Annotated in this window: 22 protein-coding genes; 3 read left to right on the top strand and 19 right to left on the bottom strand. The window is 55.0% G+C overall.

Features of this window, described 5'->3' with window-relative positions; translation table 11 throughout:
* Window positions 1–104 precede the first annotated feature (104 nt).
* The 4 genes from ACMTNU_RS03615 to ACMTNU_RS03600 all read right to left on the bottom strand — a co-directional run bounded on the left by ACMTNU_RS03615 (window position 105) and on the right by ACMTNU_RS03600 (window position 6,632).
* Window positions 105–788, bottom strand: coding sequence for a response regulator (locus ACMTNU_RS03615; protein ID WP_413933828.1), 684 nt, complete (start codon window positions 786–788; stop codon window positions 105–107).
* Window positions 781–4,974 carry a PAS domain S-box protein gene (locus tag ACMTNU_RS03610; RefSeq protein WP_413933827.1) on the bottom strand — a complete coding sequence of 1,398 codons (4,194 nt, stop codon included), beginning with the start codon at window positions 4,972–4,974 and terminating at the stop codon, window positions 781–783. Before ACMTNU_RS03610 ends, ACMTNU_RS03615 begins: the two co-directional genes overlap by 8 nt.
* Window positions 4,975–5,151: 177 nt before the next feature.
* Entirely contained in the window at window positions 5,152–5,832 is a 681-nt protein-coding gene (locus tag ACMTNU_RS03605; RefSeq protein ID WP_413933826.1) for a response regulator, read from the bottom strand.
* Window positions 5,829–6,632, bottom strand: a complete 804-nt coding sequence (locus ACMTNU_RS03600; RefSeq protein ID WP_413933825.1) for a sensor histidine kinase — start codon at window positions 6,630–6,632, stop codon at window positions 5,829–5,831. The genes ACMTNU_RS03605 and ACMTNU_RS03600 overlap by 4 nt, the downstream gene beginning before the upstream one ends.
* Window positions 6,633–6,846: 214 nt before the next feature.
* Here ACMTNU_RS03600 and ACMTNU_RS03595 point away from each other — a divergent pair, with 214 nt between their 5' ends.
* Window positions 6,847–7,593 carry an acyl-homoserine-lactone synthase gene (locus ACMTNU_RS03595; protein WP_413933824.1) on the top strand — a complete coding sequence of 249 codons (747 nt, stop codon included), beginning with the start codon at window positions 6,847–6,849 and terminating at the stop codon, window positions 7,591–7,593.
* 64 nt (window positions 7,594–7,657) lie between these two features.
* Here the strand turns inward: ACMTNU_RS03595 and ACMTNU_RS03590 are convergent, their stop codons facing one another.
* Complete coding sequence (locus ACMTNU_RS03590) at window positions 7,658–8,476, bottom strand: LuxR C-terminal-related transcriptional regulator (protein ID WP_413933823.1); 819 nt, start codon at window positions 8,474–8,476, stop codon at window positions 7,658–7,660.
* 253 nt (window positions 8,477–8,729) lie between these two features.
* Between ACMTNU_RS03590 and ACMTNU_RS03585 the strand changes: the two genes are divergently transcribed.
* Window positions 8,730–10,079, top strand: coding sequence for an OmpP1/FadL family transporter (locus ACMTNU_RS03585; protein ID WP_413933822.1), 1,350 nt, complete (start codon window positions 8,730–8,732; stop codon window positions 10,077–10,079).
* A gap of 23 nt (window positions 10,080–10,102) precedes the next feature.
* Here the strand turns inward: ACMTNU_RS03585 and uvrC are convergent, their stop codons facing one another.
* From uvrC to ACMTNU_RS03555, 6 genes are all read right to left on the bottom strand, one after another.
* The gene (gene uvrC / locus ACMTNU_RS03580) at window positions 10,103–11,929 is read right to left on the bottom strand and encodes an excinuclease ABC subunit UvrC (RefSeq protein WP_413933821.1); all 1,827 of its coding nucleotides are present in this window, start codon (window positions 11,927–11,929) and stop codon (window positions 10,103–10,105) included.
* 115 nt (window positions 11,930–12,044) lie between these two features.
* On the bottom strand, window positions 12,045–12,431 hold the full coding sequence (locus ACMTNU_RS03575) for a four helix bundle protein (RefSeq protein WP_413933820.1): 387 nt from the start codon (window positions 12,429–12,431) through the stop codon (window positions 12,045–12,047).
* 47 nt (window positions 12,432–12,478) lie between these two features.
* Window positions 12,479–13,348: a diaminopimelate epimerase gene (dapF, locus tag ACMTNU_RS03570; RefSeq protein WP_413933819.1), complete on the bottom strand. Its 870-nt coding sequence runs from the start codon at window positions 13,346–13,348 to the stop codon at window positions 12,479–12,481.
* Between the two features lie 172 nt (window positions 13,349–13,520).
* Window positions 13,521–13,919, bottom strand: a complete 399-nt coding sequence (locus ACMTNU_RS03565; RefSeq protein WP_413933818.1) for a VOC family protein — start codon at window positions 13,917–13,919, stop codon at window positions 13,521–13,523.
* Between the two features lie 87 nt (window positions 13,920–14,006).
* The gene (locus ACMTNU_RS03560; protein WP_413933817.1) at window positions 14,007–14,480 is read right to left on the bottom strand and encodes an N-acetyltransferase family protein; all 474 of its coding nucleotides are present in this window, start codon (window positions 14,478–14,480) and stop codon (window positions 14,007–14,009) included.
* Entirely contained in the window at window positions 14,477–15,193 is a 717-nt protein-coding gene (locus ACMTNU_RS03555) for a polysaccharide deacetylase family protein (protein WP_413933816.1), read from the bottom strand. Before ACMTNU_RS03555 ends, ACMTNU_RS03560 begins: the two co-directional genes overlap by 4 nt.
* Window positions 15,194–15,262: 69 nt before the next feature.
* Here ACMTNU_RS03555 and ACMTNU_RS03550 point away from each other — a divergent pair, with 69 nt between their 5' ends.
* Entirely contained in the window at window positions 15,263–16,423 is a 1,161-nt protein-coding gene (locus tag ACMTNU_RS03550; protein ID WP_413933815.1) for a site-2 protease family protein, read from the top strand.
* Window positions 16,424–16,475: 52 nt separating this feature from the next.
* On the opposite strand, the gene ACMTNU_RS03545 is transcribed toward ACMTNU_RS03550, so the two are convergent.
* From ACMTNU_RS03545 to nuoH, 8 genes are all read right to left on the bottom strand, one after another.
* Entirely contained in the window at window positions 16,476–17,315 is an 840-nt protein-coding gene (locus tag ACMTNU_RS03545) for a YihY/virulence factor BrkB family protein (protein WP_413933814.1), read from the bottom strand.
* A gap of 37 nt (window positions 17,316–17,352) precedes the next feature.
* Window positions 17,353–18,819, bottom strand: coding sequence for an NADH-quinone oxidoreductase subunit N (locus tag ACMTNU_RS03540; protein ID WP_413933813.1), 1,467 nt, complete (start codon window positions 18,817–18,819; stop codon window positions 17,353–17,355).
* A complete protein-coding gene (locus ACMTNU_RS03535; RefSeq protein ID WP_413933812.1) occupies window positions 18,816–20,429 on the bottom strand; it encodes an NADH-quinone oxidoreductase subunit M in 1,614 nt (537 codons plus the stop codon). Before ACMTNU_RS03535 ends, ACMTNU_RS03540 begins: the two co-directional genes overlap by 4 nt.
* Before the next feature lie 63 nt (window positions 20,430–20,492).
* Window positions 20,493–22,463, bottom strand: coding sequence for an NADH-quinone oxidoreductase subunit L (gene nuoL, locus ACMTNU_RS03530; RefSeq protein ID WP_413933811.1), 1,971 nt, complete (start codon window positions 22,461–22,463; stop codon window positions 20,493–20,495).
* Window positions 22,464–22,481: 18 nt separating this feature from the next.
* Window positions 22,482–22,787: an NADH-quinone oxidoreductase subunit NuoK gene (nuoK, locus tag ACMTNU_RS03525; protein ID WP_413933810.1), complete on the bottom strand. Its 306-nt coding sequence runs from the start codon at window positions 22,785–22,787 to the stop codon at window positions 22,482–22,484.
* 38 nt (window positions 22,788–22,825) lie between these two features.
* Window positions 22,826–23,341, bottom strand: a complete 516-nt coding sequence (locus tag ACMTNU_RS03520) for an NADH-quinone oxidoreductase subunit J (RefSeq protein ID WP_413933809.1) — start codon at window positions 23,339–23,341, stop codon at window positions 22,826–22,828.
* An 87-nt stretch (window positions 23,342–23,428) separates the two neighbouring features.
* Entirely contained in the window at window positions 23,429–23,995 is a 567-nt protein-coding gene (gene nuoI, locus ACMTNU_RS03515; RefSeq protein WP_413933808.1) for an NADH-quinone oxidoreductase subunit NuoI, read from the bottom strand.
* A 17-nt stretch (window positions 23,996–24,012) separates the two neighbouring features.
* Entirely contained in the window at window positions 24,013–25,089 is a 1,077-nt protein-coding gene (nuoH, locus tag ACMTNU_RS03510) for an NADH-quinone oxidoreductase subunit NuoH (protein WP_413933807.1), read from the bottom strand.
* Window positions 25,090–25,118: the final 29 nt, after the last annotated feature.

Here is a 25,118-nt window from a genome sequence, read left to right as displayed (position 1 = left end):
TATGAAGCCTGTGTTTGAGACGAGAGAGACTCTGTTCTTATCGGAATACGGTACAGAGTTCTTTACCAGGGGAGGTTCGGCACGCAGCTGCCATCAGAATGTATTTAGGCGCGGTCCAGTGGTAGACGGGGCTCAGACCCCTTGAAGCTTCCGGCGTAGAAGGCAGCGATCTGCGATCGGCGACCGATACTAAGTTTGGAATAGATATTGGCGAGGTAGTTCTTGACCGTTTTTTCACTGAGCTGCAAAAATTGTGCGATTTCTTTGTTGGTGAGACCCTTCGCAACGAGAGGAAGGAGACGCTGCTCTTGGGGCGAGAGGAGGGGACGTTTGGATTGTCCTGGCTCGGTAGGGACGTTCTTCAGTCGATCCAGCGTGTGTTGGGGCAAGCGAGCATCCATCAGCGTCTTGCCGGCTGCAACGGTTCGAATAGCGCGTACGAGTGCCTGAGAAGCGATGTCTTTGAGGAGATACCCATGAGCACCGGCGAGAATTGCTTCGAGCACCGTATGGTCGTCGGCAAAACTCGTGAGGAACAATATTCGGGTACGCGGACATCGTGCAAGGATCTCACGGGCTGCATCCACACCGCTTCCGTCCGGTAAGCGGATGTCAAGTAAGACGAGGTCCGGTTTCAGGCGAACACAAAGCTTTTTGGCCTCTGCCATTCGCTTTCCCTGCCCAATGACCTTTAGTCCGGGCGTCAGATTAAGGACGGCACAGAGACCGATTCGCACGACCTCGTGGTCATCGACGATCACGAGTCGAATCGTTGATGACTTACTCATACAACGCATCCTTTTTTAATGGCACATCGACCGTGATCGTGGTTCCATGTCTTGGTACGCTTTCGAGAGTGAAGGAGGCAGTCATTTGCCGTGCACGAGCGGCCATATTAGCAAGTCCTCGGCCGGTGCGGCGTTTGCGTGAAGGGGAAAAGCCGGTGCCATTGTCTCCGATGAGTAACCGGATCGAGTTATGAGCGACGCTCAGCTGCAGCCAGCGGCGGGAGGCACGAGCATGGCGCACGCTGTTACTCAGGGCTTCCCGCGTAATGTTCAACAGTTGCTCTCCGATCTGAGGGGTGATAAAGGACAGCACGGGGCTCTTGATCTCAACCTCAGTTGCGACACCCTCGGTGTCGGTCGTGGAGGTGATAAGCTCTTGAAGCGACTGTCCGAAGTCCATCTGAACGGACGTCCGGTCTGTGAGTAAGGTGATAAACCGTCGAACATCGACCATGAGACCGTTCAACTGGCGGATGGCCTGGGATATGTACGCTTTTGATCGGCGTGGTGATCGCTCCATTGCAAGCTTGCTGGCTTCAAGCTGCATCCCGACTGCATACAGAGCTTGAAGGAGATTATCATGCAGGTCTCGACTGAGTTGCTCTCGTTCTTCCAGCGCCAGTTTACGTTCGGTAATATCCTGTACCGCAGCAAGAAGCAGTGGGCCTTGCCGGTCAGGCAGGTCGATCTTGGTGGTTTTGACCAGCACCCAAATGATCTCACCTGATTTGCGGATATACCGTTTCTCATAGGTGTAGCCGGCTCTGATTCCACGGTAGAATTCTTCAGTCAATCGAATATTGGCGGAGAGATCCTCCGGGTGGGCATACAACGCGTACGTGCTGCCGATGATTTCGTGGACCTCGTACCCGGTCAGTTGGCAAAAGGCGAGATTCGCGGTGATTACGCGCCAGTTTTCATCGAGAATGCAGAGCCCAACGGGGGCTTCAGCGACGAAGCGCTGGAGCCTCAGCTCGCTCTCCCGTAATGCCTGCTCGGCACGTTTGTGTTCCGTGATATCTCGGAAACTCCAGACCCGGCCAACGATTTCGTTGTCAAGAATTTGCGGTCGAGAATACCGTTCGAACACTCGCCCGTCCTTGAACATGACCACATCAAAACTTTCCTGCTCCGGCTGGGCATACAGCTCACGGACTTTCCGCAGAAATGTCTCGGGTTCCTGAAGCTGGTCCATCACAAAGGTGAGTAGTGCGTCGTCGTCCCCACTGTCCGCGAGCGACTGGGGGATGTTCCAGAGGTGCAGGAACCGTTGATTCGCACTGGTGACCTTCCCTTGTCGGTCGATGACCAGCAAACCGTCGGCCACTGAATTGATGGCGGCTTGCAAGAGCGAGTACGCTCGTTTCCGATCAGAGATGTCACGAACAAAGGCGAAGTTGTATTCCTTCCCCTCTACGGCAATAAAACTAGCGACAATTTCTACAGGGTAGGTTTCGCCGGATTTGGTGCGATGACGCGATTCAAAGCGAAGACGTCCTGCTCGACTCAATTCCGCCCAATGTTCAGGCCACCGTTCCGTTCGGTATTCGGTATCAATGTCGTTTACGGACAGACGAAGTAACTCTTCACGTGAGTACCCGAGTCGTACGCAAGCGGCGTCATTGACATAGAGAAAACGAGCCGACTGATCGACCCAGAACACAAAATCTGCGGAGCGGTCAACGGCCAGCTGAGTCAGCCGGAGGGCTTGTTCGGCTTGCTTCAGGTCGGTCACGTCGCGGGCGACCCCGACCAATCCGATCACGCATCCGTTCTGGGCTCGGTGCGGGGTCTTGATCACATGAAAAATGCGGGGGGTGCCGTTAATGGGAACAATTTCCTCGAATTCCTGTTGGACCGCCCCGGAAAAAACATCATGATCTCCGGCCACACAGCGATCGGCGACTTCAGGCGGAAACAGTTCGGCGTCGGTCTTTCCGATGATGTCGTCGGGGAGCTTGTTGAGCGTCTGTGCAAAGGCCGAATTGACGAATCGATAGTGGCCGTCTTGACCCTTCATGAAAATGACGTCGGGGGCCGTTTCAATGACGGACCGCAGCAGTGCCTCTTGGTCGTGGAGGGCCTGTTCTGCTCGTTTGCGATCATCAATGTTTTGGATAACGGCGATCAAATAGTCCTGATCGGAAGAGCCGCTCTGGACAAGTGAGACGGTCAAATCGACCCACGCCCATGTGTCGTTGCTTCTGCGATACCGTTTCTGCATCGAGAAGGAATGGCGCTTCCCCGTGAGCAGTTCGTCGAGATAGACAAGATTCGCTTCCAAGTCATCCGGATGCGTGAGGTCTTGAAATGTTCGCTGGAGTATGACTTCAGATGAGTAGCCCAGCAGTTCGCAGAGGTGTGGATTGACTCGAAGAAATCGTCCGTCGAGGTTCAGTTGAGCAATGCCGACTCCCGCATGTTCATAGAGCGCTCTCCAGCGAGCCTCATTTTCTCGAATCTGCGCCTCGATGAGTCGGCTCTCGGTGATGTCGCGTACAAGACAGCCGACTGTCGCCTGGGACGTGTGACTCCCTGGAATCAGGGTCAGGACCCCCGAAAAATAGCGTAGGGTTTGATGCAATCGAACGGCGTAGTTAATGGTCGCAGGTTTGCCGGTCCTCATGACTTGCCGGATCGTTTCGACATAGTGGGACCCCGCATCTTCTCCGAATAGGTCGGTGAGGCGTCGGCCGATGAGCTCCTGTTTTGGCATCAAAAGCTTGTCGTTGCTGTGGGTCCAGACATTGAGGTACCGTCCGTCTTGGTCAAACTCAAAGGCGAGGTCGTCCAGCGCGTTCAAAAACGAACGAAGACGCGCTTCGGCTCTCAGGGTCGCCTCCTCGGCCCGTTTGATCTCAGACTGATCGACATAGAGACCGACAGCCAGAGACAGCTGCTCGAATTCGTCATGGACGAACACGGGCCAGAGGAGAAGGTCCAACACCTTTCCATCTTTGCGCCGGCGCCTGAGCTCAATCGGGCCGATTAATTCCCCACGCGTGCCTGCTTGCCAGAGGGCATTTGCCTCGACTTCTTCCTCAGGCTGGGTATATGGAAGTTCACGCCCGAGCACTTCTTCTTTCGACCATCCGAACAGATGGGTCGCGGCTTGGTTCCAACTGACCACCCGCGCTTCTCGATCAAGACTGACGATCGGCAATGCGGATTCTTCAACGAGGGTCTGGAGCAGACGGGACGTTTCCTGGAGCTGCTTTTCTGTCCGCTTGCGTTCTGTCACATCCTCACAGACTACAAGGATGAGGATCTGATTTGTGTGATCGTGGATCGCCTGCGCGCGCTCTTTGACCCAGATCCTGACCCCGTCTTTCCGGAGTTTTTGAATGTCCCACTGAAACACGGTATAAGGACTGGCGGCGCACGCGACCAACTGTCCCAGCACCGTCTGGTGGTCTTTGGGGGAAAAGAGCTGCAAGATGGACCGGCCGATGAGATCTTCTTTCTGGTATCCGAGTTGATCCGCTCCAAAATTATTGGCGGATAAGATGGTGCCATCAGGGGAGAGCGTGAAATACATGAAGGGGTTGTGTTCGTAGAGGGATTGGTAGCGTTGCTCACTTGCCTTGAGGGCCGACTCGGCCTGTTGTCTTCGCGCAATTTCAGTCTTCAGCTCATGGACAGCCTGTTCCAATCCGGCTGTTCGTTCCCGGACACGTGTTTCCAGGGTGTCTCGGATCGCTTGCTGACTGAGCTCGAAGTCTTTACGGGCAGTGATATCTTCAACCGTGCCCATCATGCCCGAGACCGGTTCACTCTCACTGCCTGTGGCACGACCACGGCAGGCCACCCATCGCGTGGCTCCGGAAGGAGTGATGATGCGATGTTCGACTCCGCAGGGAGAATGGTCATGAACGGCCTTCGTAATGGCCGCACTGAGATAATGGCGATCATCCGGATGAACGAGAGCAAAGAACCCTTCGTATGAACCATCGAATGTGCCGGGAGAAAGGCCGAAGATCCGCTCAGTTTCCTGCGACCATATCACCCGATTTGTCCTGCCGTCCCATTCCCATGTCCCCACTTGGGCAGCTCCGAGTGCGGTGGTTTGCGCTGAAGGACAGCCTTGTTTCGCATGAACGAGTGCCTGTTGGAGTTCAAGGATCTGATGGCGCAGTTGGGCAACCTCGTTGATCGGTGAACTGTCGGTCTCCGGCGGTAAACTCATGAATAGAAACCTCTGGGTAGTCCGGACGCAGTCCTGGTGTCAGTCATGTTGCAATCAAAGGCCACAGAAAGCGGAGGATAGTATAGGATCCGGTGATCAGACAAAACTAGAGGGGGATGGAGGCAGAGGTGCCCGCAATGAGAGGTGAACGAGAGAACGCCGCCGGTCGCAGGAACGTCAGAGTTTCGGGCTGTGGCTCACATTAGGCATATGCGATTCCTTCATGAACCAGGCCACGGCTTCGGTACGTCGTTTCACATGGAGCTTGTCGAAAATATTCGCCAGGTAGTTCTTGATGGTCTTGTCGCTCAGCCGCAGTTGGACGGCAATTTCCTTGTTGGTCTTGCCTTCCGCCAAAAGCGGCAGGATTAAGCGTTCCTGTGGAGAAAGCCGAGAGACGCCTTGTGAAGTGACTCCCAAGTGCGAGCTGGTCCGAATCCAATGCAGCGCCTGCTGTGTCACGCGTGGATCAAGATAGCCCTGACCCGAGGCGACTGTGCGAATGGCCCGAATCAGGTCATCCATGCGAACGTCTTTCAGTACATAGCCATGGGCGCCGTTCTGGACAGCAGCCATGACGGTCGTGTCTTCAGCATAACTTGTGAGAATCAGAATTCGTAGTTTGGGTGATACGGTCAGCAAGCGGCGGATGGCCTCAGTGACCGTCGCGTCAGGAAGTTTCACATCGAGCAACACCATCTGAGGCGTCAACCGCTCGACGAGGCCCACACCGCTGGCGACCGTTGCCGCTTCGCCCACGATGGCGAGATCTGCTTCAAGGTGAAGCAGGGCGCGCAGTCCCCTGCGGACCATCTCATGATCGTCGATAAGTACGATACTGGTTTGTGGTTGTTTCATATAGATGTCAGTAAGGGTTCCAATGAAAATTCTGCCGTGATCTGCGTACCTTTTCCGATCTTCGACTGAACATGTAACGTCCCCCCGAGTTTCTTGGCACGTGTCTCCATATTGGTCAGTCCGTACCCACGTGACGGTCCAGGAGCCGGCGCAAAGCCTATCCCGTCGTCTTGGATACTGACTCGGACTCGTGTGTCCTTCATGCGAATTGAGACCGCGGCCTGGGTGGCATGGGCATGGCGGGCACAGTTGCTGAGGGCCTCACGAACGATATTGAGAATTTCTCGTTCTTCTTCATGCGTGAGCACCTCGATGGCGTGGCGCTGAAGATCTAACCTCACATCCAGGCGTCCTGTTTGTGCATACGTCGTCCTGAGCGTAGTAAGTTCCGAGGATAAATCAAATTCCCGTACGGTATCTGACTCCAATTCGCGGATCATACCGCGGACCTCATGAATGAGCTGATTGACTTGTTCAACGATGGTCACATGAGAAGAATAGTGTTCCACATCACTAGTATGCCTAAGTCTATAAGAGGATTCAATGGTGAGTCCAAGGGCATACAGTGATTGCAAGATACAGTCGTGCAAGTCGCGCCCGAGACGGGAGCGATCTTCCAAGAGCTGGTGTAAGCGTCGCTCTCTTGCCTTGAACACGGTCGTCAATTCTCCCGCGCAGGGTTCTAATTCATTCATCCCGAAGGAACTGCGAGACGGGCGAAGAGAATTGGCCTGTGAGAGCGTCGACGAAGTCAGGAGCCCACCTTTCAACAGTTGGAACTGAGTTCTGTGTTCGGTCACAACCCCTCCTTGTAAGTCACCACTGACAGTGCCGTGTTGTTTGCGTTGTTACCCATGGCGCACTGACGTGAAGATTTACACCTTCAGACCGCAGAAAGCACCTGGCGGGTCCGCCAGGTGACGTCTGCCTCCAGAGATGAAACCATCCGCCTCCTTCAGTGGGCAATTAGCCCTACTTCGGAAAGCAAACAGATTAGTCCCAAAGGAGCCATCCATGACTGTTCTAGCCGATCGAGCAGTACACAACATCGTATTCGCTGAGGGAGACCTTTTCGTGAAAACAATTGAGACAAAGGACGAGATGATCCAAGCGTATCAATTGCGACATCGTGTTTTTGCCGAACGGCTGAAGTGGGTCCCAGAGAAGGCAAACCGACTCGAAGCAGATGTCTACGATACGTGGAGTACGTCGATCGGGGTCTTTAACAGCAGAAAAGATTTGCTCGGATTAGTTCGCATGACTCATGCGCCGGTCCCATTCATGCTGGAGAGCGAATTCAGTGCCTGTCTAGTGGGCCGGCATCAGGTTCGCAAAGCAACCGATACGGCTGAGATCACCAGACTGGCGATTGATCCGGGGATTGCCGACCGCGGGCTTTCGGCTCGGCTTATCAAAACGGTTTTTAAAGGTATGTATCAATGGTGCCTTCAGCATGAGGTTCGGTACACATATATGGTGGTGGAACAAAGGCTGTTAAAGGTTGTGCAGCGAATGGGATGGCCATGTCGTGCCATTGGAGAAGCAGTGGCATTGCCACCAGCTCACGCACTGTCCATCGGCGGCTTGTTGGATCTGGATGAGTTTCGTCTTCAAGCGGAAACGGCTCATCCCGGCATGCTTGAGTGGCTCACGACGACCACACCAGGCTTGGGTACGGCACAGAAGCCATCCCGGACAGAGAATGATTTGGAGGAATACGGTGAATCCGCAGAAGATCGACAACTCGTGCGTGCAGCCTAATCAAAACAGAGCCTGGCAGGATACACTGAGCAAGCCTATTTCCTGCCAGGACACAAAGAGATGCCTACATGGCCGATGGCAGACCATGAAGCGCTGGAAGACCATGTTCAATTGCAGTTGCGACAGCCTGAGAACGGGACGTCACCTGGAGCTTCGAGAAAATACTCTCGATGTGGAACCGCACGGTTCGCTCAGTGACTCCTAGGATCTTTCCGATCTCCCAATTCGTCTTCCCGTTTTTCATCCAGTTGAGGATCGTCACCTCTCGGGACGAAAGCTCTTTGACGCATCGCTCTGTTGAGGGTATCGATTTTGGTGCGGTTCTCAGAAGGGCCAAATGAATATAATAGCCCAAGTACTCCACTAGTGGAACCAATCGTTTGGCATCAAGCGATTGTTCGCTGGCAAACGAACAGAACGTAGCAACCCCACAGGCCTGATCAACCGAGCCGGTGGTGATCCCGTCACATAGACCGAATTGGCGGGCCGTGGAAATGAACTCCTGTTCTTTCTCAGAAGACATGTTCTGGTAGGTCGTTTGCCAATGCTGAGTGCCGGGGGATTTTAAGGCGGACTGGAACACCGGATCGACATCGGCAAATCCGTTTTTCCAGTACATATATAACCATTCGTCTGGATAACTCGCATTGACCACATTCCCGAACCCCGCAAATGTCCGGTTGGGTCCGAGCCGAACCAGTCCTCCTAAGGCCTTCGTGAACGAGAAATAGTTCTGGAATCGAACAAGGACATCTCGTACGTGCTCAGGGGTCTCAGCATGCGTAACATAATGCAGAATCTCGATGACGTTCTGACATTCAGAATTGGAAAGGCTGTCGAATGTACTGCGTGGAAAGGACAACGGAGCTTGTGCATGTGCCATAGGGTGAGTCTCCTGGGCTGTAGGGAGTATAAGCAGGTGTGCGTAATGTAGCCCGAACGTGAAGAGAAGCACAAGGGCGACATAGAGGGAAAAGAGATAGGGCCTATTGTCCCTACCTCGGTAAGGCAAGCGAGGCTTACTATCCTCATTGGGGGAAGGCATCACCAGGGGCGAGATGGCTGATTCTTCATGTGTTGCAACGGTGCTTCCTCGAATCCTGACGGCACATATGCGTGCGTATCATATCTGGTGTATGAATAGCATCTTGGCAGTCTGCGCACTGGCGCTTGTCGTACCGACAGATGGCAATGCGCAGTCATTTCGTTTTCAACCTCAAGGCGCACGTGCGGCGGGGCAGGGGAATGCATTCGCAGCGCAGGCTGATGACCCTTCCGCCATGCATTACAATCCGGCGGGGCTGACTCAGGTTGAAGGGATTCAAAGTGTATGGGGGTTCAATGCGGTCGGAGGATCGGTCAAGTTCACGAGTCCGACAGGTCTTGAGAGCCGTGGTGATTTAAATGGCAGTGTGAGCTGGCCTCCACCGAGCAACTTTTATCTGAGTGCAAACCTGGGGGCCATGGGCGTCTCCATGCTCTCGTCGGTGACCGTTGGAGTCGGGGTCACCTCGCCATTTGGTTTGAACACTCGCTATCCGGTCGACGGACCGTTTAATACGGCCGTGACTTCGGTGGCACTTCCGTTAATCAATATCAAGCCCACGATCGCATACAAAGTTAATGAATACCTGTCTGTAGGCGTGAGTGCTGATATCTACACCTTCGCGAGTTTTCTAGGCGAGGGACATGTAGAACAGAGGCAAATCAGTGCCGGAGCTTTAGGCATTCCAGCCGGTGACTCCATAGAGCTAAACGGCAAAGGAACTGGAGCTGGTGTCACGGCCAGCCTGCTCGTGACTCCCCTGAGAAATGGGGACAGGCAACCGATTTTGTCCATCGGATTGGTTTACCGTAGCCAGGCCGTGGTACCTCTGAACGGGGCGCTTCTCGTGAACGGTGCAAAAGTAGCTGATGCCTCTACCGATCTTGTATTGCCTCAGATTTTTACCGGAGCCGTCGCGTTCTGGCCGGTCCGTACTCGCGAAAGAGAGTGGAAAGTGGAGTTGGATGTCGAATATGTGGGCTGGAGTTTGTTGAGGCATCTTGATACGCGATTGTCCACCGGGGTGACGATCCCTCAGCCTCAACAGTTGAAAAACGTGCCGGTGATTGCGATCGGCACTGAGTATAAATGGCTGCATCCACACTGGTTACCCAACTGGGAGGTCGCAGTTCGGTCTGGGTATACGCGCACTGAGGATCCTGTTCCCGATCGGACGTTTAATCCTGCAGGGATTTCATTGTCGTCCAACATGCTGTCGCTGGGAGTTGGATTTCTCTGTCAGGGGGATGGACGATTTCTGGGTCTGATCCCGTGCAGTGGCAAGTCCGGCTTGTGGCCAAAAGGGATTGGACTCGATCTGGCGTATCAGGAATGGTTTTATGACTCAAAATCCGTCGTCGGTAATTTGAATCCGACCGTGGACGGGACCTACCACGCGTTTGTGCACCTGGGAACATTCAGTTTCCGGTATCTCTTCTAGGAAGCAGCACAGAACAGATACGATCAACTGCCGAGCACTTTGCGGAGATTCACAACGGTTTCCATATTTAGCCCAGCCTCCCGCAGAGCCTCATCGCTGGCTGAAGCCAATTGTTCAAGACTGCCGAATCGCTTCAACAGTCGATCGCGTCGTAGCTCCCCGATTCCGATGACTTGATCGAGTTTGGAGCCGACGAGCGCTTTGCCGCGCAGCTTCCGATGGAACGTGATTGCGAAGCGATGGGCTTCATCGCGGATGCGTTGGAGCAGGTGGGTGGAGGGAGATTGCGGCTTGAGCGCGATGGGATTTTTCCTCCCAGCCAGAAACACACGCTCTTCCTTATCGCCACGGGCCTTGGCCAATCCGAGGATCGGTACGCCCTGTTGCCCAACTGCTTTGAGTCCCTCGAGCGCCGCCGCCAGCTGACCCAATCCGCCGTCGATGAGAATCAGATCGGGTTGGGCCAGGTTCTCCATCGTTCGACCAGGCTCACCATCGGCTCCGCCGTAGCGACGTGTGACCACTTCCTTCATGCTGGCAAAGTCGTTGGCGCCCACGACGGTTTGGATCTTGAACCGCCGATAGTCGGCATTCTTCATCTGCCCGTCTTCCCAGACGACCATCGATGCGACCGATTGGTTCCCCATCGTATTAGAGATGTCGAATCCTTCAATGCGACGTGGGGGCTGATCCAGCCGCAGCATCCGCTTCAGTTCCTCACCGGCTTGCCGGTCACGTTCTTCGTCACGTAAATGATTAGCCACTGCCGAAGCCGCATTCTCCTCGGCCAAGAGGACAAGTTGATGTTTGGTGCCTCGCTCCGGCGAGCAGACACGAACTGATTCGCCTCGCTTCTCGGACAGCCATTGCTGAATCAGTACCGCGTCTTCGAGGTCGGTCGGGATGAGCAGCTCTCTCGGGGGTTGCCCATCCTTGTTATAGAATTGTTCAATGGCTGAGCGGACAAGCTCCTCGTCCGACGCCTCAGCCGACTGAGGCCAGAAGAAATCTTTCCGACCGATGAGCAGGCCGCTGCGCACGAACAGAATTTGGAGATCGACGGCTGCGCCTTGCCTGGAGAGGCCGATCACATCTTGATCAGCGGCTGAGGTCTGCGTGATCCGTTGCTTCTCCAGCATCCGTTCGATCTTAAAAAGGCGATCGCGTAACCGTGCGGCTTCCTCGAATTCCTCCCGGTCCGCTGCGGCCTCCATGCGTGCCCGAAGATCGTCCAGCAACTCGTGGTCTCGGCCTTCCAAAAACTGACGGACTTGCTTGACGATCTGATGATACTCGGTTTTCGACTGATTCCCCGTGCAAGGTGCCATGCATCGTTTGATTTCAAACTCGATACAGGCGCGGTCGGCGGTGCCATCGATGTCGATCGTGCAGGTGGCGAGCGGAAAGACGTGCTTGATGACTTTCAACGTCTCTCGCAGGGCGTTCGCCGGAGTATAGGGTCCATAGTAGAGCGCTCCGTCTTTTTGCACACGGCGCACGATCGACAGTCGAGGAAAGTCATCCTTAATCGGTAGCCGCACATAGGGGTACTGTTTGTCGTCCCGCAACACGACGTTGAAGCGGGGCTTGTGGCGCTTGACCAGGTTGCTTTCGAGAATCAGCGCTTCGAGCTCTGATCGAGTCACCATCGTTTCCAGATCGGCTACCTGACTGACGAGCAGACTGGTCTTGGGGCTATGGTCGGCACTCTTCTGGAAATACGATCGGACCCGGTCGGCGAGGACTGCGGCTTTCCCGATATAAATGATGTCCCGTTGTTCGTTCTTGAATAGGTAGACGCCGGGTTGATCGGGGAGATGCGCGAGTTTGGATTGAAAGTCAGTAGTCATCGGTCACGAGTCATTAGTCAATGGGGATGGGTACAGACATTGGTCAATGGTCATTAACAGAAAGACAAGAGCACATGCCCTCATTTTACAGCGTACAGTTCAAGAGGCAATGAGGCTATTGCGTCTTGGGGGGTGCCTTTGGAGAGCCTATGGCTTTGATATAGGCGTTCAGTGTTCGTAAGAACGTTGTCAGTTCCCGGTTCAATTCTTGGTGCAGGGTAGGGGGAATATACCCCTCATCGAGGCAGGTGAGCAGATGGTCCTGGACCTCGCAGGCAGAACCACGAGCAATCCGACAGAACTGTGCGTTTTCTTTGTAGTGAAACCGCCCAAAGCCCTCCGCGAGATTTGCCGTGAGTGAAATGGCCGCCGCTCTTATTTGCCCAGCAAAATTGTAGTGCTCCTCTGCCGGTAAGGTTTTGGCGACCTCATAGAGCTTTCTGCGGAGCGATCTGCCGAGCTTCCATACCTCGAGATCTTGGAATGTTCTTGCAGGCGCCATCTGTTTTCGAATGACCAATGACTATTGACCAATGACCTTTGACTCGTTCATCGCAGCGTTCTCACGAATGACGGGCTCAACGTTCCTCGAGCCACTTCCGCCACTGGACCCTTCATGGTGAGGCTAAAGTCAGAGGCCACCTCGATATTCAACGTACCTCCCGGCATCTTCACTGTCACAGGGCTCTTTACCAGTCCGAGACGTACCGCTACGCTCGCTGCCGCGCAGGATGATGAACCGGAGGCCTGTGTCTCCCCGGCTCCACGTTCCCAAATCAGAATGAAGATTTCTTTTGGTCCGGTTGGAACGGCCAGTTGAACGTTCGTTCGTTTGGGAAACAGCGTGTGGTTTTCAAGGGCCGGCCCAAGTGTCAAGAGCTCTTCGCGCGACCAGGATCCTTCCGCCGGCTTGAAGACAACGCAATGGGGGTTTCCGACGCTCACACCGGTAAAAGTCAGTGGAGTTCCGGCCGCTTCAATCGGTTGTTGAATCAATTCGGGCACGTCCAATGAGCAGGGGAGCGCATCAGGCTTGAAGGTGGCGGTTCCCATCTCAACGGTTGCAGCTGCCGCATCGCCATGCCGGTCTACGTGCAATGCAATTGTCACTTGCCCACCTTTCGTATCGACCGTGAAGTGTTTCTTCTTGGTCCTCCCGGTTGCATGGAGGTAGCGAGCGAAAATACGCAGTCCATTCCCTGACTTTTCTGCTTCGCTGCCGTCTGGGTTAAAGATGCGCAGCCCAAAGTCTGCCTTTTTTGAGGGAACCAGGGCCAGGATCCCGTCGCTGCCCAGTCCCCAATTGCGGTCACAGACCGCTTTGATGTTCTTGGGCGAGAGTTTGAAGGTCAGTTCCTTGGGGTCCATCACGATATAATCGTTTCCCAGCCCGTGTCCGCGGAAAAACCCGTTTTTCATTCTTCTCCTCCGTATCTCGTTGTTCGTGGAATGTAAAGCGGGGGCAACAATACTGAGTCATTAGTCACTGGTTAATAGTCGGGAGAAATCACTGGTCATTAGAGGAGGGTAAGAGCGTCTCCACTCTCCGGCTCATGACCACTGACAAATAACTGTTGACCGATGACCATCACTAGACAATCTTCACGCCTGCCAGCCGTTCGATCAACTCAATCTCGTAACAGTCCGGCGCATCGATGAAGATAAACCGGCTCCCGGAAGAAGTCTTCGTCGGGCCATCGGTAATCTTAACCCCCTTGGCATTGAGCGAGGCGATGGTCTCGTCGAGATTGTCAACTTGGAAGGCCAGATGGACCAGATCTTCCTGCACCTTCACTGGCCCGCTAGGAGGAAAACTGGTGAGCTCGATCAGTTCGTCGCTGTTGGGCACCTTTAAGAAAGCAAGGTGTGATCCACGAGGAGATGTTTTCCGTTCAATGACCTCAAGACCAAGCACGGTTGTATAAAACTGGATGGTTTCATCCAGGTCGCTGACCCGCATGCGGGTATGGAGCAGCTTGGTGACTTTCATGAGAAGAGCTTATAGCAGATAGCATATCGCCAATGGTAGGGACTGGAATCACAGAATGTATCTTTCTGTGCCATTTACCATTAGCCATCAGCTCTTTCTCACGGGTCCCGCCGTCTTGCGGAGGAGTATCTCGGCGTGCCCAGGAATCAAGAAATTCGGCATGGGGCCGATTTCCAGGTAGCCCTGTTTCTTGTAGAACGCCCGAGCTGGTTCATTGAAATCCGACACGCAGGCAAACAGGTTCTTGGTTCTCTGGAACACGAGACTCTCAATGTGCGTCAAGAGTTGACCGCCGACTCCCTTCTGACGAGCCCAGACGGCGACACCTAAGAGTTCGAGGTAGTCACCCAAGAGAAACTTTTGCTTCACGATCGCAACGCCTGCGACGTGTCCGTCACGTTCAGCGATATAGCAATCTCGGCCTTGAGGCAGAGGACAGAAAATACGGCTCCAATCATCCACCCCGTAACCAAGCGTGTTCCATGGTTCAGAATCACTCAATAGCTGGATAACCGCCTTCCGATCATCCGGCACCATGGTTCTGATGGCCGACGTCGTCATGGGGTCTGAGATGTACAATCCAATAGGTCGTTCACGGTCATCGGGCGAAGTTTCTTGGCCGGGAGAGTCTCACGCGTGAGGCGCTCGATCACCTGTCGAGTCTGCTTGCCCTTTCCATTGGCATGAAACACGATGATGCTGCCGGGCTTTGCGCGCTTGGAAACCCTGGTGAAAATCTGCTCCGCAGAAAGGGTCGGGTCCGGATCACCTGACTCAATATTCCATTGGATAAACTGGAGGCCAAGCAGCTTGACCACGGCCACTGTCACATCATTGTATTCGCCGTACGGCGGGCGAAAGAGTCTGGCTTGGTGGCCGTAGTGTTCCTGCAGCAGTGTGACGGGGCCTAAGATCTCGGTACGCTGTTCGTCGGCATCGTGCATGGGAAGGTGAGCGTGCACGTCACCATGCGTGCCAATTTCAAAGAAATCGAGACCCAGAAGCTGTTCCACCTCTGATTCGTGTTTGGCCATCCACTTACCGGACATAAAGAATGTGGCGGGAATGCGATGGGTAATCAGATAGTCCATCAACAGCTGATCATAACCGGATCCCTTTCGCACGGGACAGAGATCGAATGTCAGGGCCACACCCGGACAGCGAGGTGAGCCAGCAGTAATGACTTGGGCAAAACTTGGAGTCGAGGGTGTCAGCTCAAGGGCCATGAGGGAGAGCAGGTACAGCAGTGCACGTGTTGGAACCAGTCGTCGCATCAAGGCTAGTATACATGAACAGAGGGGGAAGATTGACCCATTCCCCATTCCGCTGTTACGGTGTGTGATATGCAGATGCGTTCGTGGGAAATCGGCCGAGCGTTGGGCATTCCCATTCGAATCCATCCGTCCTGGTTTCTCGTGTTTCTCCTCGCCACGTGGACGCTCTCAACAGACTATCTGCCGGAGACTCTCCCCGGACTCAGTCCTGGTCGCTATTGGGTGATGGGAGCCGTCGCGGCGGCGCTCCTCTTTCTGTCCGTCCTCCTGCATGAACTGGGACATTCCTACGTCGCACTGTCCTACCGGATTCCGATTGAGCAGATCACGTTGTTTCTCTTTGGCGGGGTCGCGCACATGCGCCAGGAGGCCCCGTCTCCCAAGGCAGAGTTTCTCATTGCGATCGCTGGACCGATCGTCAGTTTCGTGATCAGCGGGGGCTGCTTGGCGATTGTCGCTCTGGCTGAGGCGATTCAACAGGAACAGGCGCTCCGTGGGGTAGTCATGCTCGGACTCTTATTGGGGTTTGGAAACCTCCAGCTCGGAGTGTTCAATCTCATTCCTGGGTTTCCGCTGGACGGAGGGCGAATCCTGCGCGCGGGCCTGTGGGCCTGGGGGAAGGATTATTATCGCGCGACAAAACAAGCTGCAGCGGCAGGCCTCGGGTTTGGTGTGATCTTCGTGCTGTGGGGACTGCTGCGAATCCGGCAGGCGGCAACCGGTGAGCTGGATGCGTCGATGGTGTGGACGGGAGGATGGCTGGCGCTGATCGGCATCTTTCTCTACATCGCGGCGCTGGCGAGCCGACGACAAGCGACATTACGGCAGTCCATCTCAACGATCAGGATTCAAGATATGATGGTGAGGACGGTTGTGTCGATTCCAGCTCAGACCATGCTCGATGAGGCTGTGAATCGGTATTTCCAGGCCTACGGATACGGGGGGTTCCCCGTGGTGGAAGATCGACGTTTGATCGGACTCGTGACCGTACCCGATATTCAGGCGGTTCCGGCGGAGACGTGGTCCTGGCGTCGGGTCGATCAGGTGATGCGTCCCTTTTCAGAATCGATGATCATCTCGCCTGATGTTCCGGCGATTCAAGCGATGGGGCGTATGGCTCGTGAGGGATGGGATCAACTCATCGTCGTGCAGGACGGAGAAATTGTCGGACTCGTGACGCAGTCAGCCCTCGTGCATTTTCTGCAGCTTCGTAGCCACCCTATCCGTTGAACGGCGACAGTCACCTTCGTTCCGGTAGCGGCAGCATGTTCGCTGTCGGCCATCAATTGGGGTTCGGGGGTGCTGGCGAGGCAATCCGCTTCAGATTGTGCGCAATGATGCCGCCGAAGAGCAGGAGCCCCGCAGAATAATAAACCCAGAGCAACAAGAGCACGACTTCGAGCAACGACCCATAAAGCCGCGCATAGACCGTCGCAAAATCTCCATAATTGATGAATAAGAGCTTGGCTGCAACCCACAGCAGACCGAACGTGAGGGCGCCGGCCATGGCGTCTCTCCACCGTGGACGACGTCGGGGCACAAGACGATACAGCAGGCTGACCGTCAGGAATGCAAGCGCAAAGGGGAGTGTGTAGGTCAGATGAAAGTCGTGTGCGGCTAAGGCGACTAGATCCAATCCCCAGAGCCGAGGAGCATAGGCGGTTAAGAAGGCAATGGCTTGAGTGGCCACATAGGACGTGAAGAGTAACAGGCCCGTGGATCCCAGCAGCGCAATGGAAATGGCAGTGGAAATAAGCGGGTGGCGCTTTTGCGTGCTCTGAAACACGACGTTCAGCGCATAATCGAGCTCATAGAACACAAGTCCACCAAACCAGAAGAATGACAGCAGCACAATCCACCGAACACTGTCCAATGAACTGATCCGATGGAGCTCTTCCGCCAATCGTTCACCCAACGAAGGTAGAAATCCTTTGAGGAAACCGAGCATGAACTGCTCGCCGATCACGTTCTGGCTCACGAGGAACCCGACGCCATACAAGAGGAGAAAGACGAGGGGAAACAATGAGAGCAGCGAGAAGAACGCCAACGCTGCCGCAAGGCTGGGGCATCCCTGGCGTAAAAACGATGTGACGGCCTCACTCAGGAAGCGAACGACATGCATACGATCCTGCCAGCAACTAGTCAGAGTATGGATGGCCTTACTTCAGCGTCGACACCGCTTGCAGGGCGAGATTGACGAGTGGGTTGGGATAGATCCCGAAGATCACCACTCCGGCGACCGCGCAGGCCAGCACGAGGGAAAGAGTCGGGGACATCACCAACCGCGGGACAGGGTCCGTTCCCTCAATAGGATCCCGCATATACATGACCATGACGACCCGAAGGTAATAATAGGCTGAGATCGCCGCAAAAATGAGAGCGATGGCCGCCAGCCAGGCCATGCCGGCTTCCACGGCGGATCTGAAGACGTACAATTTCCCGATAAAACCCGCAGTCGGGGGAATACCCGCCAGAGATACCATGAAAACCAGCATCAGCATTGCCGGGAGAGGATGACGTTTGGCCAAGCCCGTGAAATCCTCGATCTCTTCACCTTCAAGCGTGCCTTTTCGCAGCATCGCGACAATGGCGAATGCTCCGAACGTCATGAATGTGTACAGGGCGATATAGAGCAGCACGCTGGCAATGCCGGACGAGTGCTCAGTGCGTCCGGCGGCGACGACACCGATCAGGGCATAGCCGGCGTGTGCAATGCTTGAATAGGCCAGCATCCGTTTGATGTTTGTTTGCACCAGAGCCACGATGTTGCCCACGACGAGGGTGGCAAGACAGAGTAAGAGGAAGATGGCGGACCAATCGGCCTTGACTCCGCCCAACCCCTCCACAAACACACGGAGGAATGCGCCGAAGCTGGCGGCTTTGGATCCTACGGCCATGAACGCGGTGACGGAAGTCGGGGCGCCTTGATAGACATCCGGTGTCCACATGTGAAACGGAACTACGGCCAGCTTGAATCCGAACCCCACCGCCAACAGGATCGTTGAAAATAACAGCAACGGGTCGGTGAACCCCTGGGTCGCAATAGCCGAGGCAACCGCCGGCAGTCTCGTGCTGCCGGTCGCTCCGTAGAGCAGGGAGATCCCATAGAGGAGAATGCCGGATGAAAAGGCGCCCAAGACAAAGTATTTTGCCGATGCTTCAAGGGAGCGGGGTTCCTTCCGCTTGAGACCTGCCATGATATACAGGCAGAGCGACATCAATTCCGTGCCCAGATAAATCGTCAACAAGTCGGCTGCGGAGACCATGACCATCATGCCGCACAGTGAGAGCAACATGAAGCCATAGTACTCACCGAAATACAGTTGCTCCTCTTTCAAATAGGAGTAGGACAGGAGGATTGTGAGTCCGGTCACGAAGTACAACAGCAGTTTCCAGAAGGCTCCATAAGCGTCGATGACGACAAGTCCGCTGAATATTGATGTGTGCGTCCCCATTTGGGACGCCGTCAGGCCCATGCACAGGGCGAGTGTTCCCAGGCTGAGCCATACCAAGCTATCCTTATCGGACTGTCGTAGCACTGGGTCGAGCACGAATACGACACAGGCGGCTGTGATGACCAGTAATTCGGGTAGAACGAGGAAGAGATCTGCGGCAGAAAAGGTCATGGCCGTTTCCCCTGCGTTTCCATGAGCGGCCGGCTGCCGGTGGGAGTCACCGTTACGGCATGGGCCACGTCCAGCGTCGATAGCAGGTCGTCTTTCGGGAAGGGCGTTGGTCGGCCCAGAGCAGACCGAGAGGAACTCTGTTGATGGGAGGAGGGAACAACACGAGCGATGACGTGTTCGACACTGGCGTGCATCCGGCTGAGGAGAGGATTGGGAAATAGGCCGATCGCGAAGATCATGACGGCCAGCGGTAACAGTGTCGCCATTTCTCGCCGGGTGAGGTCCGAAAGATTGTGGAGTAGGTGAGGAGCCGGCGTGCCAAACGCGACACGTTGGATCATCCACAATAAATATGCGGCGGCCAGAATGATGCCCAGCGAGGCAAAGGCTGTTGCAACCTTACTCCAGAGAAACGTGCCGACGAGGACCATGAACTCTCCCACGAAACTGTTGGTCCCGGGAAGTCCCAGTGAGGAGAGTGCGAAAATAACCAGCAAAGTCGCATATCGAGGCATCGGCTTGGTCAACCCGACGTTATCGGAAATCTGCCGGCTGTGGGTACGCTCGTAAATCATCCCGACACAGAGAAAGAGTCCCCCGGTCGTGATGCCGTGATTCACCATCTGCATGACGGCACCCTCGATACCTTGGATGTTGAACATGAACAGTCCGAGAGTGACGAATCCCATGTGGCTGACGCTCGAATAGGCAATCAGCTTTTTGAGATCAACTTGAGCCAGTGCCATGTAGGCCCCATAGAGGATCGCCACAATCGACAGGACGACCATCAGGGGGGTAAAGAGACGGGAGGCATCCGGGAGCATCGGCAGGCTAAATCGTACAAAGCCGTAGGTGCCCATCTTGAGCAGCACGCTGGCGAGGATCACACTGCCGGCAGTGGGGGCCTCCACGTGTGCGTCGGGCAGCCAGGTATGGAATGGGAACATCGGGACCTTCACGGCAAACGCGGCAAAGAAGGCAAAAAACACCCATGTCTGAAGAGCGAGGGGGTAGGTTTGCCGGCTCAGCGCAAGAATGTCGAACGTATGGCCGCCCTGAAAATACAGTACCAAGATCGCAACCAACAGCAACACGCTCCCGGCGAGCGTGTAGAGGAAGAATTTGATCGCGGCATACAGGCGATTCGGTCCTCCCCACACTCCGATCAGAAGGTACATGGGGATCAGCATCGCCTCCCAAAACACATAGAACAGCACGAAATCGAGTGCTGCAAACACGCCGATCATGGCGCCTTCCATGATGAGCAACACGGCCATGAAACTCCGTATCCTGGTTTCAATGGCACGCCATGAAATCAGGACGCACAGCGGCATGAGAATGGTCGTCATGAGGACCAGCGGGAGGCTGATTCCATCCAGGCCGAGACGGTAGTTGATCGACAGTGATGGAATCCATGCGGCTGATTCTAGGAATTGCATTTCACCGGATGTGGCGTCGAATAGCCACCACAGCGGAAGCGAGAGCAGTAGGTCGGCAACGGTGACGGAGAGCGCGGTAAGTCGGACAGAGGTATCTTTCACGATAAAGACAGCCGCTGCTCCCAGCAAAGGAAGGAGGATCAATGCGGTTAACCAAGGAAAGCCGGTCATCAAGGTCTTAATCCATCACAGTGTGAGTGTACTGACTCAATTGCACATCTTCATACATGCTCTTCAGAGCAGCAGATAGGCCGTGATGATCACGATGCCCATCGCCATGGCCAATGCATAATGTTGGGTTTGTCCGCTCTGAATCAACCGCAAAAGCCATCCGCCCCACCTGATCGTTCGCCCGACTCCGTTGACCGCGCCGTCGATGACGGCGACATCGACTCGTTTCCAGAGTGCCGACGCTGCGATGTGCGTTGGTCGTACGAACAGGCGGTCGTAGGCTTCATCGACATACCATTTGTTCAACGAAGCCCGGTACAGACCGCTCCACTGCCGAGCCAGGCGATTCGGAAGATCCGGCTTGAGCACATAGGCATAGTAGGCCGAGGCAATGCCGAGCAATCCAAGAACTGTAGCGACAATCATGATGATGACGCCGGCTTCCCCATGAGGCACCGCTGGGTGCTGGCCGGTGGCAAAGACCGGTTCAAGAAACGATGAAATGCCAAGGTACCCGGTGACGATACTGAAGAATGCCAGAATCAGCAGCGGGGTCGTCATTGTCTTGGAGGGTTCGTGGATATGGTCTGCGTGATGGGGGTTGACATGGGACTCACCCCAGAAGGTCACAAACACCAGTCTGAAGCTGTAGAACGCGGTCAGGAGAGCGGTGAACAGGCCTGCGATCGTCAGGATCCGACCAAGATCGCCTGCAGACCAGGCCGCGGCCAAGATCTCGTCCTTGCTGAAAAACCCGGACGTCAGAGGGAATCCTGCGAGCGCCAGTGACCCGACCACGAACGTCCAGTAGGTAGTCGGCAACTGTTTTTTTAGCCCGCCCATGTGGCGGATATCCTGCTCGTGGTGGAGTGCGATAATGACCGACCCACAGCCGAGGAACAGCAATGCCTTGAACGCTCCATGTGTGAGGAGGTGATACATGCCGGAGGCGTAGGCTCCGAGCCCGCAGGCCATGACCATGTACCCAAGCTGACTGACGGTCGAGTAGGCGACGACACGTTTGATATCTGTTTGCGTCAAGGCGATGGTCGCACCGAGGAGCATGGTGGCCCCTCCGGTCACCGCGACGACGCTCATGGCGGTGGGAGAGAGGTTATAGATTGGTGCCAGACGGGCAACCATAAACACTCCAGCTGTAACCATGGTCGCGGCATGAATGAGAGCCGAGATCGGCGTCGGGCCTTCCATGGCGTCCGGGAGCCAGACGTGAAGAGGCACTTGGGCTGACTTGCCCACTGCTCCCGTGAACAACAAGAGTGCGATCAGCGTGAACAAGGAAACGTCCCATGTGCCTCCCACGGGGCCAAGGAGGTTCATCGTCAGACCACTTGCCTCATGAAGAGCGGGAAAGATTTCAAGGTAGTTCAGTGAACCGAACTGATACCAGACCAGGAGCAGGCCGAGCAGGAATCCGAAATCTCCGACGCGATTCACAAGAAACGCTTTCGTCGCCGCCGCGCAAGCCGACGCACGTTCGTACCAATGCCCGATCAACAGGTAGGAACACAGACCGACGGCTTCCCAAAACACAAACAACTGGAGCAGGTTGTCTGCCAGTACCAACATGAGCATGGAAAAGGTAAACAGTGCGATATAGCTGAAGAAGCGGGCATAACCCGGCTCCCCGTGCATGTAGCCGATTGTGTAAATGTGCACCAGGGAACTGACGCCGGTGACCAGAAGCAACATGACGGCGGTCAGTCTGTCGATGTAGAGGCCGATATGGATGTCAAGGTGCCCTGAGGTCAACCAGGTATAGAGGGGGACGGAAATGACCGAGCCGGAAGCTACCTCGATAAAGGCGGCCAGCGCCAGTATCAGCGACAACAGCATCGCCGGAACCGCAATCACATGAGCGTTTTCCTTGAACCGTGACCCAGCCAGTCCGAGGACAAGGAATGCGGCGAGCGGAAGGAATGGAATCAGCGCGTAGAACATAGGCTTAAGAGCTGATGGCTGATAGCCGATGGCACAAGCTCCGGACTCCAGTCCGTACCATTTGCCATTTTCCATTTGCCATCTGCCAGTTCCTTACCATTTCAATAAATCGAACTCTTCAATATTGATGGTCGACCGGGAGCGATGGAGTGCGATGATGATCGCCAACCCAACGGCCACCTCTGCAGCGGCGACAGTGAGGGCAAAGAAGACAAACACTTGTCCCCCCATGTCCCGAAAATAATCGGAGAATGCGACGAAGTTAATATTCGTCGCGTTCAGCATCAGTTCAACTGAAAGCAGGATTGCGATGATATTGCGACGGATGAGTACGCCGACGATCCCAGTCAGAAACACGATTCCACTCAAAAGAAGATAGTAGGAGATGGGGATGGTCATTCGGCTACCTTCGTGTGAACGATAGGGCTGGAATTGTCCTATTCACCGATTTCTCGCTTCGCAAGGACGATGGCGCCGATCATGGCGACTAGAAGCACCAAGGAGGCAACCTCGAACGGGAAGAGATAGGTCGAAAACAGTGTTTGCCCGATGGCTAACGTATTATCCGGAGCAATGGCCTTCGCTGACGGGGCGAGGACGACTTGGGTACCGCTCGTGCGTATGCCTGCACCACCGGATAGGAGGACCATGGCTTCCATCATCAAGGGGATGCAGACGAACCCCGCGATCCGCCACTGATTGTGGTACCGGTCGTCTTGCTTGACGTTCAAGATCATGACGACGAACAAATACAGCACAAGAATCGCTCCGGCATAGACGATAATCTGCACGGCGGCCAAGAACTCGGCATGAAGGGTGACGAACAGGCCGGCGACGTGGAAAAACATGACGAGGAGAGACAGTGCGCTGTAGACGGGGTTTTTCAACGCGACGACGAGAATGGATGCCGCGATAATCATGCCGGCAAAATATGCAAAAATGAGTTGCGACATCTGATGGTTCCTGTGTTCAAGGTCGATTGGACCTGACTAGCACACGGATGCTGCAGCCATTGGTCTGCCGATACGTAATCCCTTGGTTCAGTTCGGCTTTGGTGGTACGTGGCTGAACGCTACGTTAAAGAACGCCACGTTTGGATGCTGAAGTTCCAAGCGTTTCTCGCGAACGGGAAACGAGCGGTCTCCGATGGCGAGCAACTGCTGTTTGTTCAGATGGAGCTGGCGTTTGTCGTACACCGCCCATTCAAATTCTCGGGTCATTCCCAAGGCGTCGACGGGACAGGCATCCACACACATCCCGCAGAACAAGCACCTGGTCATGTCCATGTAATATTCTTTTGAATAGCGCTTCGTGGGCTCGCCCGGCACTTCCGCGCTGACCACCCGGATGACACGGGACGGACAAGCCGCTTCACAGAGATCGCATCCCACGCACTTCTCCGTTCCGTCGTCGTAACGGAGCAGGGCGAGCATGCCTCGATAGTTGTCCGGTAGCGTGCGCTTCTCGTGGGGATACTGCAATGTCACCGGGCGGTAATTGACCAGGTGCGAAAGCGTCGCCTTCATGCCGACGAGGATTTCGTAGAACGTAATCGTCTTGAACCACTCGGACAGGCTCAGGCGCTTGGTCGTGGGTGTGGATCTCATAGGGTTCCGTACGCTGGTCAGATCCGTTGATAGATAAAGACGGCGATGGCCGTCACAACGATGTTGGCCAGCGCAATGGGTAACAGCACCTTCCATCCGAATCGCATGAGCTGATCGTAGCGCAGTCTCGGCAACGTCGCTCTCAGCCAGAAAAACAGAAACAGCAACGAGTAGGTTTTAATTGCAAACCACATAGTGCTTTCCATCCAGGACCAGGATGATAAGCCGACCAGTTCCATCAGGGTTCCTGGATAGGGTGCGTTCCAGCCGCCGAGAAACAAGGCAGAAGCCACACAGGACACCAGGACCATATTGGCGTACTCTGCGAGGAAGAAGAACGCAAATCGCAGCCCGCTGTATTCGGTGAAAAACCCTGCAACAAGTTCGCTCTCCGCCTCAGGCAGATCGAACGGCACCCGGTTCGTTTCAGCGACGACCGAAATCACGTAGACGACGAACGCAAAGATTTGGGGCGCCGGCAGGGCGAAGATATGCCAATTCCAAAACCAGCCGGCCTGGGCATCCGTAATTTTTACGAGACTGAGCGAACCGGCCAAAATCAACACACCGACAATCGCCAGGCCGACGTTGAGCTCGTAGCTGATCACCTGTGCGGCTGACCGAAGGCCTCCCAACAAGGAATATTTGCTATTGGAAGCCCATCCTCCGAGGATGATGCCGTAGGCGGCGAGTGAGGCGAAGGCGAGGATGTAGAGGATGCCGATATTGATGTCGCTGATGACGAACGGCTTCACGACGATGCCATTGATCTCAAACGTCCAGTTGGGTCCCCAGGGGATGACGGCAAATCCGATAAACGTCGGGATCAAGCAGAGGATCGGCGCCATGGTAAAGATGAACTTGTTTGCACCGGCGGGTACGATATCTTCTTTGAAAAACAGCTTGATGGCATCCGCAAACGGCTGAAGAATGCCGTAGGGACCGACTTCCATCGGGCCCATGCGATCCTGCATCCATCCTAAGACTTTTCGTTCCGCCAAGGTGAGGATCAGCACCGTAATGACCACGATGCACATGACCGCACCGATTTGAGTCAGGGAAATAGCAAGACGTAATCCGAATTCAGTCACCATGGGACTCCTCGATTCGCATAGTCGCAGAG

It is taken from the genome of Nitrospira sp. BLG_1 (assembly GCF_047338595.1).
Taxonomy (GTDB): Bacteria; Nitrospirota; Nitrospiria; order Nitrospirales; family Nitrospiraceae; genus Nitrospira_D.
This window is presented reverse-complemented; position numbering and strand designations above follow the sequence as displayed.